This is a genomic window from Candidatus Acidianus copahuensis (assembly GCF_000632495.1).
Lineage (GTDB): Archaea > Thermoproteota > Thermoprotei_A > Sulfolobales > Sulfolobaceae > Acidianus > Acidianus copahuensis.
In genome coordinates this window covers 189,001-202,985 of record NZ_JFZT01000039.1, presented here as the reverse complement: position 1 = coordinate 202,985, position 13,985 = coordinate 189,001, and the positions used below count along the sequence as shown (strand labels likewise).

13 protein-coding genes and 1 tRNA gene are annotated in these 13,985 nt (G+C 35.7%); 5 read left to right on the top strand and 9 right to left on the bottom strand.

From position 1 onward, the window contains the following. Positions 1-178: 178 nt before the first annotated feature. From CM19_RS05625 to CM19_RS05610, 4 genes are all read left to right on the top strand, one after another. Positions 179-913 carry a hypothetical protein gene (locus CM19_RS05625; protein ID WP_048099448.1) on the top strand — a complete coding sequence of 245 codons (735 nt, stop codon included), beginning with the start codon at positions 179-181 and terminating at the stop codon, positions 911-913. Between the two features lie 290 nt (positions 914-1,203). After that, positions 1,204-2,418, top strand: coding sequence for a phosphoglycerate kinase (locus CM19_RS05620; RefSeq protein WP_048099447.1), 1,215 nt, complete (start codon positions 1,204-1,206; stop codon positions 2,416-2,418). Further along, complete coding sequence (locus CM19_RS05615) at positions 2,415-3,437, top strand: phosphorylating glyceraldehyde-3-phosphate dehydrogenase (protein ID WP_048099446.1); 1,023 nt, start codon at positions 2,415-2,417, stop codon at positions 3,435-3,437. The genes CM19_RS05620 and CM19_RS05615 overlap by 4 nt, the downstream gene beginning before the upstream one ends. Next, positions 3,434-3,844 (top strand): universal stress protein, encoded by a 411-nt coding sequence (locus CM19_RS05610; protein ID WP_048099445.1) that lies wholly within the window; start codon positions 3,434-3,436, stop codon positions 3,842-3,844. Before CM19_RS05615 ends, CM19_RS05610 begins: the two co-directional genes overlap by 4 nt. Here CM19_RS05610 and glyA read toward each other — a convergent pair. From glyA to speD, 6 genes are all read right to left on the bottom strand, one after another. Then, a complete protein-coding gene (gene glyA / locus CM19_RS05605) occupies positions 3,837-5,132 on the bottom strand; it encodes a serine hydroxymethyltransferase (RefSeq protein WP_048099444.1) in 1,296 nt (431 codons plus the stop codon). The genes CM19_RS05610 and glyA overlap by 8 nt on opposite strands. A gap of 26 nt (positions 5,133-5,158) precedes the next feature. Then, positions 5,159-6,400, bottom strand: coding sequence for a hydroxymethylglutaryl-CoA reductase (NADPH) (gene hmgA, locus CM19_RS05600; protein WP_048099443.1), 1,242 nt, complete (start codon positions 6,398-6,400; stop codon positions 5,159-5,161). Continuing rightward, the gene (locus tag CM19_RS05595; RefSeq protein ID WP_048099640.1) at positions 6,387-6,794 is read right to left on the bottom strand and encodes a Zn-ribbon domain-containing OB-fold protein; all 408 of its coding nucleotides are present in this window, start codon (positions 6,792-6,794) and stop codon (positions 6,387-6,389) included. The genes hmgA and CM19_RS05595 overlap by 14 nt, the downstream gene beginning before the upstream one ends. 5 nt (positions 6,795-6,799) lie before the next feature. Then, positions 6,800-7,885 (bottom strand): thiolase family protein, encoded by a 1,086-nt coding sequence (locus tag CM19_RS05590; protein ID WP_048099442.1) that lies wholly within the window; start codon positions 7,883-7,885, stop codon positions 6,800-6,802. Continuing rightward, positions 7,885-8,931 (bottom strand): hydroxymethylglutaryl-CoA synthase, encoded by a 1,047-nt coding sequence (locus CM19_RS05585; RefSeq protein WP_048099441.1) that lies wholly within the window; start codon positions 8,929-8,931, stop codon positions 7,885-7,887. The genes CM19_RS05590 and CM19_RS05585 overlap by 1 nt, the downstream gene beginning before the upstream one ends. 94 nt (positions 8,932-9,025) lie before the next feature. Continuing rightward, a complete protein-coding gene (speD, locus tag CM19_RS05580; protein ID WP_048099440.1) occupies positions 9,026-9,412 on the bottom strand; it encodes an adenosylmethionine decarboxylase in 387 nt (128 codons plus the stop codon). Between the two features lie 747 nt (positions 9,413-10,159). Between speD and CM19_RS05575 the strand changes: the two genes are divergently transcribed. Then, positions 10,160-10,248 (top strand) — tRNA-Arg (locus CM19_RS05575). Positions 10,249-10,254: 6 nt separating this feature from the next. On the opposite strand, the gene CM19_RS05570 is transcribed toward CM19_RS05575, so the two are convergent. From CM19_RS05570 to rpl12p, 3 genes are all read right to left on the bottom strand, one after another. Beyond that, on the bottom strand, positions 10,255-10,878 hold the full coding sequence (locus tag CM19_RS05570) for a DUF434 domain-containing protein (RefSeq protein WP_048099439.1): 624 nt from the start codon (positions 10,876-10,878) through the stop codon (positions 10,255-10,257). Next, positions 10,844-13,561: an alanine--tRNA ligase gene (gene alaS / locus CM19_RS05565; RefSeq protein ID WP_048099438.1), complete on the bottom strand. Its 2,718-nt coding sequence runs from the start codon at positions 13,559-13,561 to the stop codon at positions 10,844-10,846. Before alaS ends, CM19_RS05570 begins: the two co-directional genes overlap by 35 nt. A gap of 78 nt (positions 13,562-13,639) precedes the next feature. Next, positions 13,640-13,951: a 50S ribosomal protein P1 gene (gene rpl12p, locus CM19_RS05560; protein WP_048099437.1), complete on the bottom strand. Its 312-nt coding sequence runs from the start codon at positions 13,949-13,951 to the stop codon at positions 13,640-13,642. Between the last annotated feature and the right edge of the window lie 34 nt (positions 13,952-13,985).

The following is a 13,985-nucleotide window of genomic DNA, read 5'->3' as shown; positions in this document are numbered from 1 at the left end:
CGTGCTATCTTAAACGTGATTAGACTTTGTAAGTCTTTTTTGCTCAAAAGACCCACAACTGTGATATATCAGTAAGAGCCCTAAGTGAAGGATCTACTTCTCTAAAAGGGCTAAGAGAAAGTCACTTATCGGAATGATTTAAAGTTTGTATTAAATAAATATCTTGAGGTAATGAAACTTGTTTAAGGTATTTAGAAGGAGAACCAGCGAAAGGTTTCATAAAGACGACTTTGGGGAATGGATTCTAGTAAACGGCAATGCTAAATTATCTCTTATGGACTGGGCATTACGAAAGGCATTTAAAAAAGCTGGCTGTAACTCCTTCGATTTCTATGTATTGCACTTTGAAGCAGACGAAGAGTTAAACAGCTTACTCGGAATTAAAGGGATGACAATAACTAAAATAAATATAAGTAATGACAGTTTTTCAAAAGCTATTTCACAAACATTAAAAGACTATGGAGTAGTTGGAGAGATCAGATTAAACAAACTAAGAGCATGTGGAAATTATTATACTTTCTTTTCCTTCGATTTACTCTTGAAGAGATTACGAAAAGTTAATTCTACTGTAAAGCTATTATTACCTCCTTTGGGCGTAAATTCACGAGAGATTCCTTATACTCTGGAATCTCTATTTACTTCAATTCTAGAATATGGGTCTAACGCTATGTGTAAATCAGGATTTGAGATGAATGATGAACTAACTAAAATAAACGCAATATGTAACGACTATATAGGAGTAGATAATTTCAATTATTCTCTTTCATATTTTTCTCAAGATGATTTTAGAGTATTTGTGAAACGCATGAGTTCCAGGTCTATTGAAGTTCAAGCAACTATTAAGAACTTCAATAAAAAGGCATTAATACCTTTACTTTGGGATAATTTCTTAGCTACTTACGTTTCTTGTTAAATTTTGCTCGACGATTTAACGAGTGTAGTATCAAAAATTCTATAATTATAAGTAAAATACTAAATTTAACTTAACGATATTAATCTATTATATATGATTTTCTGATAAAAATTAATATATGATTTATAAATATTTATTATTAATAATAATGCCATCTGAACCATAGGAGAATATAATATCTTTAATAAAAATAATTGGAAAAATGTAGATTGACGTTAGTTGATACTGTCATTTTTATAAAGCATTCTCGCTATAGATCTTGGGGATGCGTTCTGATTAAGATTAACGAAATGGAGATTCCAACTCTCGATGATCTTCAGTTTTCAGAGAAAAAGGTTCTTGTTAGAATAGATATTAATTCACCAGTAGATCCAGAGACAGGAAAACTTCTAGATTATTCTAGAATAAAGGCATATTCGTCAACGATAAAGGAACTCATTGAAAAGGGAAATAGCGTAGTTCTTATGTCACATCAGGGTAGGCCTGGAGATAATGACTTTATATCCTTAGAGGAGCACTCTAAGCTACTCAACAAGTATTTGGGTGCATCAGTAGAGTTTGTTGATGATGTTATAGGTCCTTATGCGAGGGAAAGGATATCTAAGCTCAAACCAGGCGAAATTTTACTTTTGGATAATGTTAGGTTGATTTCGGAAGAACTCATAGAGGCTTCTCCCTTGCAACACGCGAAGAGCTTCTTGGTAAGAAGATTATCTCCCCTATTTGACGGATACGTAAATGACGCCTTCGCTGCAGCTCATAGAAGCCAAGCTAGCTTAGTCGGGTTTCCTATGATCCTGAAATCCTCTGCAGGAAGAGTCATGGAAAGGGAAGTTTTAGCGTTATCTAAGATCTTTAATCCAGACGATTCACCTAAGGTTTTCGTTTTAGGTGGGGGAAAAGTTCTAGATAGTTTAAGAATAATAGAAAATTTGGTAAAGAGAAAATTAGCGGATAGAATCTTAACAGGCGGGTTGATAGCTGAGCTTTTTGCGGTAGCAAAAGGAATAGATCTTGGAAGGGATAACATAAATATCCTTGAAAAGAAAGGGCTATTATCATTAATACCTAGAGCTAGAAAGATTTTACTTTCAGGTGGTCCGATAGAAATTCCTGTTGATTTTAGAGTGGAAAAGGAGGGAAAAGTGATAGAGGAACCTAGTAGTAAAGTGACAGGAGCAATAAAGGACATAGGACTTACTACTATGAACATATATTCATCGTTCATTAAGGAGGCTAAAGTAATTGTAATGAGAGGTCCCATGGGTATAATAGAAGATGAAAGGTTTAGAGAAGGAAGTAAAGAGCTTTTAAATAACGCGTTAGAGAGTCCAGGTTACGTTATAATTGGAGGAGGACATATGATAAGTATGCTTGGTTCTAGAGATATTGAATCAACTAAAATTCATGTTTCTACAGGTGGAGGTGCGCTTCTTCTTTTCTTAGCAGGAGAAAAACTGCCAGCCTTAGAAGCATTAAACATGTCGAGGGGTGTAGGAAAGTGATACGAGTATCTGTTAATGGTTATGGGACTATAGGCAAAAGAGTAGCAAGCGCTATATTGGCTCAACCTGATATGAAGCTTCTAGGTGTTGCTAAAACTACCCCTAACTATGAAGCTTTTACTGCAAGTAAACTTGGAATAAACCTATACGTTCCTGAGAGTTCAATTAAGGAATTTGAAGAGGTTGGGTTAAAGATAGCTGGTACAGTAGAGGATATGGTAAGGAATTCTGATGTAGTAGTTGATGCTACACCTAATGGTGTAGGGGCTCAATACAAACAACTTTACCAGTTATCTAAAAGAAAAGCTGTATTTCAAGGAGGAGAAAAGAGTAATGTTGCAGATGTGTCGTTCTCAGCTCTATGTAATTATTCTGAGGCTTTAAATAAGGACTACGTTAGGGTCGTTTCTTGTAATACTACAGCCCTATTAAGAACCATATGTAGTTTAGGTAAGGTTTCTAAAGTTCAAAAAGTAAGAGGAACTATTGTTCGCAGAGCAGCAGATCCGAAAGAAGTAAAAAAAGGACCTATAAATTCTTTAGTTCCGGATCCAGCAAGTGTCCCAAGTCATCACGCTAAAGACGTCAATACTGTGTTAAAAGACTTAGATATTGTTACTATGGCTATAATAGCTCCCACTACATTGATGCATATGCACTTGCTTAATGTTACTTTCTCAACTAAGGTTTCTAGAGAAGATATACTTGAAGTTTTTAAAAATACTCCTAGAATAATTCTGATAAGGTCTAAGACAAAAGTGAACTCTACAGCAGAAATACTGGAAGTTGCAAGGGATTTAGGCAGACCAAGAAACGATATCCTAGAGGTTGCAGTATTTGAAGATTCAGTATACACTTCTGGAAATGAGGCTTTTGTAATGTATGCTGTTCATCAAGAATCTATTGTAGTTCCAGAAAATATTGACGCAATAAGGGCAATGACTGGGTTTAATGATGTAGATACATCAATAAAAATAACTAATTCGACTCTAGGAATAAGAGGGGGGTACATTATATGAACTATGAGCCAACATATACAGTAAGTTTATGGTTTAGAAAAATTTTGGTTCCAATTGATGGATCAGAGAATAGCTTAAGAGCTTTAGAACTAGCTACAGATTTTAGCTTAAGATATGGTTCTAAAGTGTCTGTATTATACGTTTGTTCTACATGTGAGGATATAGAACACATACGTAAGAAAGTCGATGAGAGAGTAGGGAAAAAAATTGAATATGAGTTCAAGGTAATTAAGATTCAGAAGGAAAGTAGTGTTTCTAATGAAATCCTAAGGACAGTAAACGAAGACACATATGATGCTATATTGCTCGGTTCTAGAGGTACTAGCGTAAATAGTGACATAAACATTGGTTCAGTTGCTCTTTCAGTAACAGCTAACGCTTCTGTAACAGTGATAATAGTCAGATAATCATAGGAATACTTTTTGTAGAATATGATGATAGATCCACGTTGAATGTATATTTTATATCAAGATATTGTTTTCTGAATTCACTAACTTTCTTTTTCATTTCATTAATGTCCCTATTTTCCACTACGATCTGTTTAAATAAATCGGCAATTTCTTCCATTTCTCCTTCTTTCATTCCAAATCTGGTCATTTCTTGAACTCCTATTCTTATTCCACTAGGATCATTTACTGATTCTGGAGAATCATAAGGAAGTAAGTTCTTGTTAACAATGATATTAGCGCTCTCAAGAAGCTTCGCTACTTTAGCTCCACCTCCGAATTTTCTCACGTCAACTGCGGTTTGATGGCTTTTTGTGTACCCTAAATGTTCTCCTATAACATTAAATCCCCTTTCAGCTAAAGCCTCAGCTAACTTTTTTGCATTTTTAATAATCTGTGTTGCATATTCTTTTCCATAGTACTTCATTTCAATCAAAGCTACTGCAGTTGCAGGTAATCTATGTAAATGATGATTACTAACAAACCATGGAAATATTGTCCTTGAAACTTTCTTAAAGTCCTCTTCGTTATTAGAGAGTATAGATCCGCCTTGAGGTCCAGGAAAAGTTTTGTGAGTAGATGTAGTCATGTAGTCTGCTCCTTCGTCTAATGGATTACTCCAAACCTTCCCAACTATTAAACCATAAACATGGGCAGCATCATAAACTAGCTTAGCGTTGACTGACTTAACGTACGGAGATAATTCCTTAGTAGGATGAGGAAATAGATATAAACTTCCACCAAGTACAACGAACTTGGGTCTAATTTCCTCAATCATTTTACCAGCTTTGTCTACATCAACGTTCATTCTATCCTTATCATAAGGCATCTCTATATGCTCTATACCTAAAGTTCCTAAAGTTCCAAACTTAGTGTGACTAACATGAGAACCTGCTTGAACTGGGGCTATTAACGCTTTATCTCCAGGATTACCCAAGACCCTAAACACTGCTGCATTGGCTATGGTACCGCTAATTGGTCGTAAATCGGAAAACTTTGCAGGCGTTATATCATTCATTAAGTTCATAGCTAAAACTTCTATCTCATCTGCATACTTTGTTCCTTGATAAAACCTCTTGTATGGTTTTCCTTCAGCGTATCTAGCCATAAAATCACTCATATACACAGCTTCTGCAGTAGGACTCATTACGTTTTCAGACGCAATTAAGTTAATTGTCTCAGTCCTACGCCATTGGTTTTCTTGTCTTGTTATGTTAATTACTTCCTCTAGTTCTTTTGGAATATCCATAGCTGTTATATTAATTGAGAAAGAAATTAAGTTTTGATGTTTCGACCTAATGCTTTATGAGCTCTTCCTAACTCTTTATTAGCTAGAGCAGAAAGAAGGTTTAGTTCAGCGCTAAGCACAGCAGAAGCTATTATTTCTGCAAATTTCTTCGCATTACTTCCTGGAGGATTTCCTCCTCCTCCTACTCCCATTATAGACAATGCTTCTATCTGAGTAGGAAGTCTAGTTCCTCCTCCTACTGTGCCTATCTCTAATGACGTTAGTGTTACGGTTATGTACAAGTCAGATCCTCTTACCTCTGTCCACGTGTAACCTGAACTACTTTCAACAACTTGAGCCATATCTTGTCCAGTTGCCAAAAATATCGCAGCTATAACATTAGCAAAATGAGCGTTAAACTGATAAGAGTTTCCAGCTCTAGCACTACCTAACAAGTTTTTCCTTAAGTTCACATCATGTATTTTTTCAGCAGTTGTATGGAGGGTCTTTTTGAGAACTTCTTCTTTGATAATTGCTTCAGCTACTACCGTTTTCCCTCTACCAAGTAAGGAGTTAACCATAGATTGCTTCTTATCAGTACACATATTTCCGCTAACTGCAACACATTTAGCTCTTTGAAATTCTCTTTCTATCATACTGCACACATTCTCTGAGGCTATAGTGGCCATGTTCATCCCCATTGCATCGCCCGTGTCAAAAACTAGTCTTATCCATACATTATTACCTAAAATAAATGGTTTGATTTCTATAAGTTTTCCATGGACCGTAGTCAAGTTAGCAGTTTCTTTAATCCTATCCTGGTTCTCTTCTATCCACTCCAAGAATTCCTTGACATCTGCTATACTTTTTAAGTAAAAGAGAGGCGATCTTGCCATACCATCAAAGATTATTTTTGTATTTGTTCCACCACTGTCCGTTATTGCTTTTGCACCTCTATTTGTACTGGCTATAAGAGCACCTTCTGTTGTTGCCATGGGCACATAGAATTCACCTTGAGCGTAATCTCCATTCACCTTTAGCGGTCCTATTACGCCTACAGGTACTTGGATTCCTCCAATAACATTTTCTGCATTTCTATTTTTTATTTCTGAATAATCAAGAATAGTGGAACCTATTGAAGGTAAAGAAATATTAAGAATCTTTTCTAACGCAATCCTTCTAGCGACCATTGCAGCATTTGCTTCAAGATAATTGTCCACTTCATGAAGCTTTATCTCTCCAGTAACAATCTTCTCTACTATCTCTGTTATTTTATCATTTATCTCCATCCTTTATCAGCCTAAATTTAGTTCCGTAAACTATTAGTCCGTTATTAGAGTCGCTCTTTATTCTTCTTATTACTGCCTCTACTTTATCTCCTTCTTTTAGTTCTCCTTCATCTACATCAGTTAGTGGTGCTATGATTTCTGGTCCTTCCTGTAGTTTTATTAAGCCTACGTATGTCGGCTGAGTTTTTTCAAAGCCTGGTCTATGTTGGTATGTAACGGTATATTGAAGCAATATACCTTTTCCGCTTAGCTTAATTTTTGATACAGATGTGGACCCGCATTTATTGCAGACTGGAGAATACGGAAAAATAACGTTTCCACAATTACATTTTCCTCCTATTAGTCTATACAGTGTTTCCTTTTCTCTCCAAACTTGTGGTGGAAATACATTCATCCTTCTCACCTCTCAAGAAGAATTGTATAAGCAGAAGTACCTAACTCGTCTGTTGAAATTACTAATCCTTTATTTCCACTAATTCTATGTCCTGGGAAAACTCCTAAAAGTTGCTGCGTAATTTCTGAGACCTGATATATACCTGTTGCTCCACCAGGGTATCCTCTAGACTTAAGTCCTCCGCTTGGATTAACAGGTATTTCATTTAAGTTATCGAGAGACTTACCTCTTGGATAGCCCATTTCTTCTAAGATTAGAGCAGCATTAATAGAGAAGGAATCGTGAATCTCCATTAAATCAGCTTTTACATCACCTAAGGTTTTTAAAGCTCCGTGAACTGATGGTATTTCACCTATTCTGAACTCAGAGGTGGAGAAACCTACAGCTTTGACTTTCACGTAATTCTCACTGATCTTCTTTCCTAATTCCTCATTAGTCATTAAAATTGCTGACGCGCCATCTGCTCTTGCTGCAGTATCAAATATTCTTAGAGGATCAGAAACGAGCTGTGATTCTTTTACTGTCTTTAGGTCTACCGGGAACTTAAGGTATGCATATGGATTTTCCGAACCGTATTTGTGCATGTAAACAGGCCATTGAGCAAAGTAATCATAAGTTACTCCATACTTTTTCATATACTCTTTCATTTGAATAGCAGAAAACGATTGTGTGGTTAAACCGACTTTTTCTTGATACTTTTCGTTTAGATTCTCAGAAACTATTTCATTCAGATAGCTGGCTGGAAAATCACCCATTTTTTCAGCTCCTACTATTAGGGCAGACTTAATTTCACCTGACTTCAATAAGTAATATGCGGTTGAAACTGCAGCGCCTCCACTTGCATCTCCATTTTCTATTCTTATCGGCATAGCTGATATTCCTAGATTATTACAGAGCTTAGATGCTAAGGAAACTTGACTTACTGTTTTTTCTGCATATGTATTAGAAAAAATAACAACATCTGGTTTTATGTTTTCATTGGTTTTTTCTAGTAATTTAACAACTGCCTGTGTTGCTAGATCCATTAAGTCGTACTCGTAATACCTGTCTATTTTTATCATTGAAGTTGCTGAGATTAGTACGTTTGGCATTACTCATACACCTTGAATTTGTTAGTTTGTTTAGCATATTCGGCATAATTAACAAGTTTTTTATTATTTATATAATACTCTGTTGTATGAGTTAATTTTTGCCTTTCAGTTATTTCGTCAGTTATAGTAAAGCTAAAAGCGTCAGCTCCAGCTCCGCTTCCAAAAGGAGCTACTAGGATTCTTTCTCCAGGTTTAGCAATATCTAAAACCTTGGCAAATCCTAAGAGAGCTGAAGCATTATATGGATTCCCTATGAATGGTGAAACTAGACCTGACTTTACTTTCTCTTGAGGAACTCCTAATTTTTTGGCAACTTGTATTGGGAATTTACCATTAGGTTGATGAAAAACAAAATAATCAAAATCCCTTACTGTAAAACCATTGTCCTGCATTAACTTGTCAACAGCTGATATTATATGGGCAAAATATGCTGGCTCTCCAGTAAAAGCCTCACCATGTAATGGATATGGTGTTCCATCTCTTCTCCAGAAATCCGGAGTGTCTGAGGTAAAAGATGCCATGGCTTCCAGTATAGCTGCCGATTCATCTCCTCTTCCAACCACAAAAGATACAGCTGCAGAAGCTGAACTAAGTTCGAGTACATCACCTGGATTAGACTGAGCAGTATCAGATCCTATAACTAATCCATAATTTATTCTTCCGCTCTCTACCATTGCTAGTTCCATCCCTAATCCAGCTGATGCAGCTTTGCATGCAAACTCGAGATCAGCGCTCATTGAGTAATTCGAAATTCCCAGAGAGTCTATTACTATCGAGGAAGTTGGCTTAACAGCATATACCTTAGATTCGGATCCAAAGAGAACTATCTGAACATTCTGAGGTTCAACCTTAGCCCTAATCAGAGCATTTCTAGAAGCTTCAATAGCCATAGTTGTCGAGTCTTCATCTGCAGATGGAACAGATTTTTCCGTTAAGCCAAGGGACTTTATGATCCCGCCTTCTTTTCCCCATAGGGACGCTATATCCTTTACGTTAATTCTATATTTAGGGATATAGGATCCCCAACCCACAATACCTGAACGCATCTTTTCATAACTTATTTCAATAATTTAAAGGTTTTCTGTACTGTCTATAGGGTATATAGACAAAAGACTATTGAAAAATTTTTACTAATAAAAATTAATCTGAGCTTCTATCAGCATAGAAAGATTGGTAGCGTTTAGGTTTTAATTTTTCCGTTATATAATTAAACGCCTTTTGTGGTTCACTGTTCTCTCCACAAGTATAGACATCGATAGTTGCATAATTGTACTCATTCCATGTATGAAGAGCTATATGGCTTTCCTCTATAAGGGCAAGCACGGAAACACCTCCTTTCTTGCCCCCGAAACTCCATGCCTTAGCCTCAACTAATTTCATGTTAGCTATATTAACCGCTTCTAGGATTACGTTCTTTAGGAAGTCTTGATCGTTTAGAATTCTAGGATCAATATCATAAAGATTTCCGAAAACATGCTTTCCAATTATCCTATCCTTAGGGGTTTGGAAAGTTAATTGCTCTTCCATCTCCTGTTCTTGTACCCTCCACGCAACTCTTTCATTAATGATTTATAAGACTTATTGTGGTTATCTTAATTGGATTATTTTAATACCCATAAATTAGGCATATCCCCTAATTCCCAAATAAAGGAAAATCATAATATGGCCGATAATTGATTTATATAAATATATTAATATTAAATTATGCCCCGTTATATAACAGAAAAATCATTGATTCTACAGAAGTCATTATAGTCAGAAGATATCGAGAGAGATCAAGATTAAAAATATGTTAATTAAAATTATTATTTTAAAGTACTATCTAAAAACTAGTTGAATTATTATAGTATTCTTATAAATTGTAGAATTTTTGTTTAACTCCAGTGAGTACTAGATCTAAGTTAAGTTTACATTAGCACACTATGAGAATGTGAGTAAAACTCTTAAAACTCATTATTTTTATTAATTATGTAACTTCCCTAAGTTACTCATATCGTAGCTAAAACTTACACTCACAACAGTATAGCTTCTTAGTTTAAGAAAATAGTTATGAGATTTCCTTTTTATGTCAAAGGACGCAGTAGAGAATTTTTTCCATGTACATTGAAAGATCTTCATTTCGTGAAAGCTTCAGCATATTAATTCCGTTTTTACATCTGTTTATCATTTCTCGATCATAAGAACTACTCTTAATGTTTTATCTTGAAGTATCTAATAATCTCAAACACCTAAAAAGAGTAAACCTTTTTTGATAGCTCTTTTACTTGTAACTGTGGACCCGTAGCTCAGCCAGGATAGAGCGCCGGCCTCCTATAGGTCGAGTTAGTCGGTGGTCGCGGGTCCGAATCCCGCCGGGTCCGCCACACCATCTATATATCATCTGGAATCTTAACGAGTCTTACGCTAAGCTTTTCTAAAACGCGCAGTGTTAGATTGTAGATTATTTTTGCAGAATTTAATACAAGAAAGTCATTAGTGGAAATTGGTATCGATGAATGAATTAGTAAGCTGTCAACTGTCTTTGCGGTATTAGCCAGAACTCCTCTTTTTCTTAATTCTGAAGCAATTTCTCCACTGTGGGAAATTTGTGCATCCAGTAAGATCTCACATTTAATTTTAGTATCAGTAGCGTATTTAGCGATCAAAAACAGGGTATCTAATATTCTCTTATCAAATTTCTTTTTACCTAATCCCAAATCTCTTACAAATCCATCATCGCATAGAAATGATTCATCGTTATCTCTTGCATTAATTATAGTTATAGCAACGTTATATCCATCCACTAAAATCTCGTCAGGATGTTCTATGATCTTGGATCTTAGATCTTGTATCTCTTTATCTGAATGAGTACATCTGTAGAGCAATAGCTTTTCTGAGGAGGATAAAGAATATCTAGATGTAACAGCTTCCAGGGCAATTTTCCTTGTATATCCACGATTAAGAAAATATTTATAATCACTAAATGCTTCCCTTAAGTCCCTTCTTAATAGCATCTAGGATGTCCTCTATTTTCATCTCGTTGAATCTGATACTACCAAAAGTTCCTTTGCCTCCTCCTTTACCGCCTAGTTTCCTAAGATTATCTATAATACTATCGACTTTGATATCCTTCGAAGTCGCTATATCAACTATTATTGAATTCTTATCTTTCATAAGGCTTATCGCAACTGTTTTATTATCTGAAGTTAATCTTCTCATTATTTCCTTAGAAGAATCCTGGTCTAATGGATTTATGATACTATAAAATCTTATGCTATCGATATTTTCTGCCTTTAATTCAGCAAGAGTATTTTCTATGTAATATCTCTTTAATGTAAGAACTAAATCTTCCTTTTCCTTTATCTCTTGTGTAAATCTGTGAACTCTTTTGTTTAATTCCTCTGAAGACGTCCCAAGGGTTTTTGCTACGTCGTTAATCCTTTCCTCTAATTCTCTAGCATATTTTGATACTACATCACCTGCAACATACTCTAGTCTAATTACCCCTTCTTGAATTTTCTCAACATTTATTATTTTTACTCCACCTATTTCGCTAGTGTTTGATACATGTGTACCTCCACATCCCTCAATATCCCAGTCCTTTATCTCCAATAAACGTATGTTAGCTTTTTCTGGAACTCCTCCTTCATATATAGAGACTCCGAATTTTAGCTCGGCTTCTACTCTTCCCATCTCAAACGCCCTTACAGGTCTTCTATCATTAATTATATAATTTGATATATCCTCAATTTTTCTGATTTCTTCTTCTGTTAGCATTTTATAATGAGTAATGTCGAGTCTTCCTTTATCAGGAGTTTTCTCAGCTCCAGCTTGCCACACATGATCACCTAATAGTTTCTTAGCAGCACCTAAAATTACGTGAGTTACAGTATGATGTTTCATTAATCTATATCTTCTTTGCCAATCTATCTCAGCATGAACCTTATCTCCAGGCTTAAGTCCATTAGCAGTTTCTAAAACATGAACTATTACATCACTAGAGACTTGAGTGTCAAGGACATCGTACTCTTTTCCATTTACTATTATTTTACCCTTATCGCCTAATTGTCCTCCACCTTCTGGGTAGAATGCTGTTCTGTCTAAGATCACGAAATTATCCTTAACTCCTAGAATTTCAGCGTCAAAATCCCTTAAATATTGATCTTTATAATACAATTTTTCAGTTGGTCTAAAGTTCTTTGCAAATTTTATAATTTCTGATGGTAATTTTGCTTTCTCCTTCTCGGCTTTGAGTGGTGCTGTTTGATGTCTTCTAGCAACAAGAGCATAAAAATTCGAGGGGATATCAAGCTGGATACCGTCTCTTTTTTTCAGTTCTTCACTAAGTATGTCTGGAGGTATTCCGTTTGTATCATATATTTTAATAAGCTCTTCTTCTTCTATTTTTCCCTTCTTTTTTGATATGGTAGATATAATTGAAGGTACTCTTTGTATAATTTCTTGAAATTTCTCCTCTTCATACTCTACAGCGTCGAGGATATAGTCCTTGTTCCTTAGCATTTCGGGAAAGTCTTCTTTCCAGAAATCTATCTGATCTTTCATTAAATCAATTAATCTTACATTAGAACCTAGTAGTTTTATTACTCTAAGGGCTCTTCTTATAAGAAGTCTTCCTAAATATCCCTCTCCAGAATTAGAAGGTACAAGTCCATCAGCAAGCATAAGCCCTATTGTTTTAGTATGATCCAAAACCTGAAATACCCTAGCAGCTCTAGTTAGCTCTTCTTTCACAACTTCCGCATCCATGTTAAGTGTTTTAGCAACCTCTAGCCTATGCAGTTCTATAGTCTCAGGTTTATCCGTATCTATCCTCCCGGCTAATCTTGCCGCATGTTTGAGCATTTCCTCATCGACGTATTGTTGTCCTAGCTTTCTGAAGAACGTGTATACTAAGTTTCCATATATTGCATGAAAAGAAGTTGGCGTCTTTTGAGTAAACCAAGCTAATCTTTCTATTCCATAACCAGTGTCAACTACTTTAAGCTTTAGTGGTATGTATTCACCATTTAGAATACTATATTGCATAAATACTAGTGTTGCTAATTCAAGACCACCTACAGTAACTTCGAAGGAAGGTCCCGCATTTCCTCCTCCTTCCCACCAAGACTCCTTAAAGTTTAGCATTTCTTCAGGTATTTTCATCTCTTCTACAAAGAACTCTTTCGATAATTCTAACGTTTCGTCTTTCCAATAGATGAACTTATCTGGATAGTTAAATGCATGATGACCTCCCATTTCGAAAGTAGTAAGATGTCTCCCAAATGTTATACCAACGTTGTCTACATCTTCTAATCTTATACAAGGTTGAGAAATCACTAGCGGATTAGCAGGTGGTGGAACTATACCACTAGTCACATGAGGCTGAAAATCAACTATACTAGCTATAGTTAGATAAATGTCATTTCTCCATCTTGCTAATACTGGTTTTGGCGGAATTATTTCATGTCCGTGTTTATTGAAAAAACCAAGAAATCTTTTCCTGGCTTCAGAAACTGACCAGTTTAACTTAGATATGTTACTATCTAAAAAATAGTAGTCAGAACAAGGAATATCTGCGCAGTTATCTCTATTAGGTTCTGTAGTCCAAAACGGAGTTCTGCATACTTTACATTCTTTCCTAAGATATCCATTATCTTTAAAGAACTTAAGTCTATATTCTTCCTCGCTTACTTTCATCGTTATATTACAGAATAAAGGAAGTAAAAAGACTATATGTGAACTTTTGTTAATAAGAGAGATTCAAAAAAAGCTTTCTTAACCGAATAGTGAGGATAGTCCGCCAGCGATTTCTTCTTCGCTTGGTCCTTTCTTCTCTTCCTCTTCCTTCTTCTCTTCCTTCTTTTCTTCCTTTGCTGGTTGCGCAGCTGTGGCTACTGCAGCTACCGGAGCTGCAGCCGCATTCTTAAGCACTTCATCTATATTAACTTCCTTTAGCGCAGCTACTACTGCTTTAACTCTCGCATCGTCAGCCGATATTCCAGCAGCAACTAGTATATTCTTTAAGCTATCCTCAGTGATATCCTTTTTAGCTGAGTGTAGGAGCAAACTTGCATATATATACTCCATTTTTATTCACCCATTTTTAGTTCATGGAAATTAA

Coding starts and splice junctions, on each gene's coding strand:
- speD (WP_048099440.1), bottom strand. CDS start 9,412: ATGGAAGAGCAATTAACTTTCCAAACCCCTAAGGATAGGATAATTGGA.
- CM19_RS05585 (WP_048099441.1), bottom strand. CDS start 8,931: ATGCGTTCAGGTATTGTGGGTTGGGGATCCTATATCCCTAAATATAGA.
- rpl12p (WP_048099437.1), bottom strand. CDS start 13,951: ATGGAGTATATATATGCAAGTTTGCTCCTACACTCAGCTAAAAAGGAT.
- CM19_RS05595 (WP_048099640.1), bottom strand. CDS start 6,794: ATGAATGTATTTCCACCACAAGTTTGGAGAGAAAAGGAAACACTGTAT.
- glyA (WP_048099444.1), bottom strand. CDS start 5,132: ATGGATATTCCAAAAGAACTAGAGGAAGTAATTAACATAACAAGACAA.
- alaS (WP_048099438.1), bottom strand. CDS start 13,561: ATGAAAGTAAGCGAGGAAGAATATAGACTTAAGTTCTTTAAAGATAAT.
- CM19_RS05620 (WP_048099447.1), top strand. CDS start 1,204: ATGGAGATTCCAACTCTCGATGATCTTCAGTTTTCAGAGAAAAAGGTT.
- CM19_RS05590 (WP_048099442.1), bottom strand. CDS start 7,885: ATGCCAAACGTACTAATCTCAGCAACTTCAATGATAAAAATAGACAGG.
- CM19_RS05610 (WP_048099445.1), top strand. CDS start 3,434: ATGAACTATGAGCCAACATATACAGTAAGTTTATGGTTTAGAAAAATT.
- hmgA (WP_048099443.1), bottom strand. CDS start 6,400: ATGGAGATAAATGATAAAATAACAGAGATAGTAGAGAAGATTGTTACT.
- CM19_RS05570 (WP_048099439.1), bottom strand. CDS start 10,878: ATGCTATTAAGAAGGGACTTAAGGGAAGCATTTAGTGATTATAAATAT.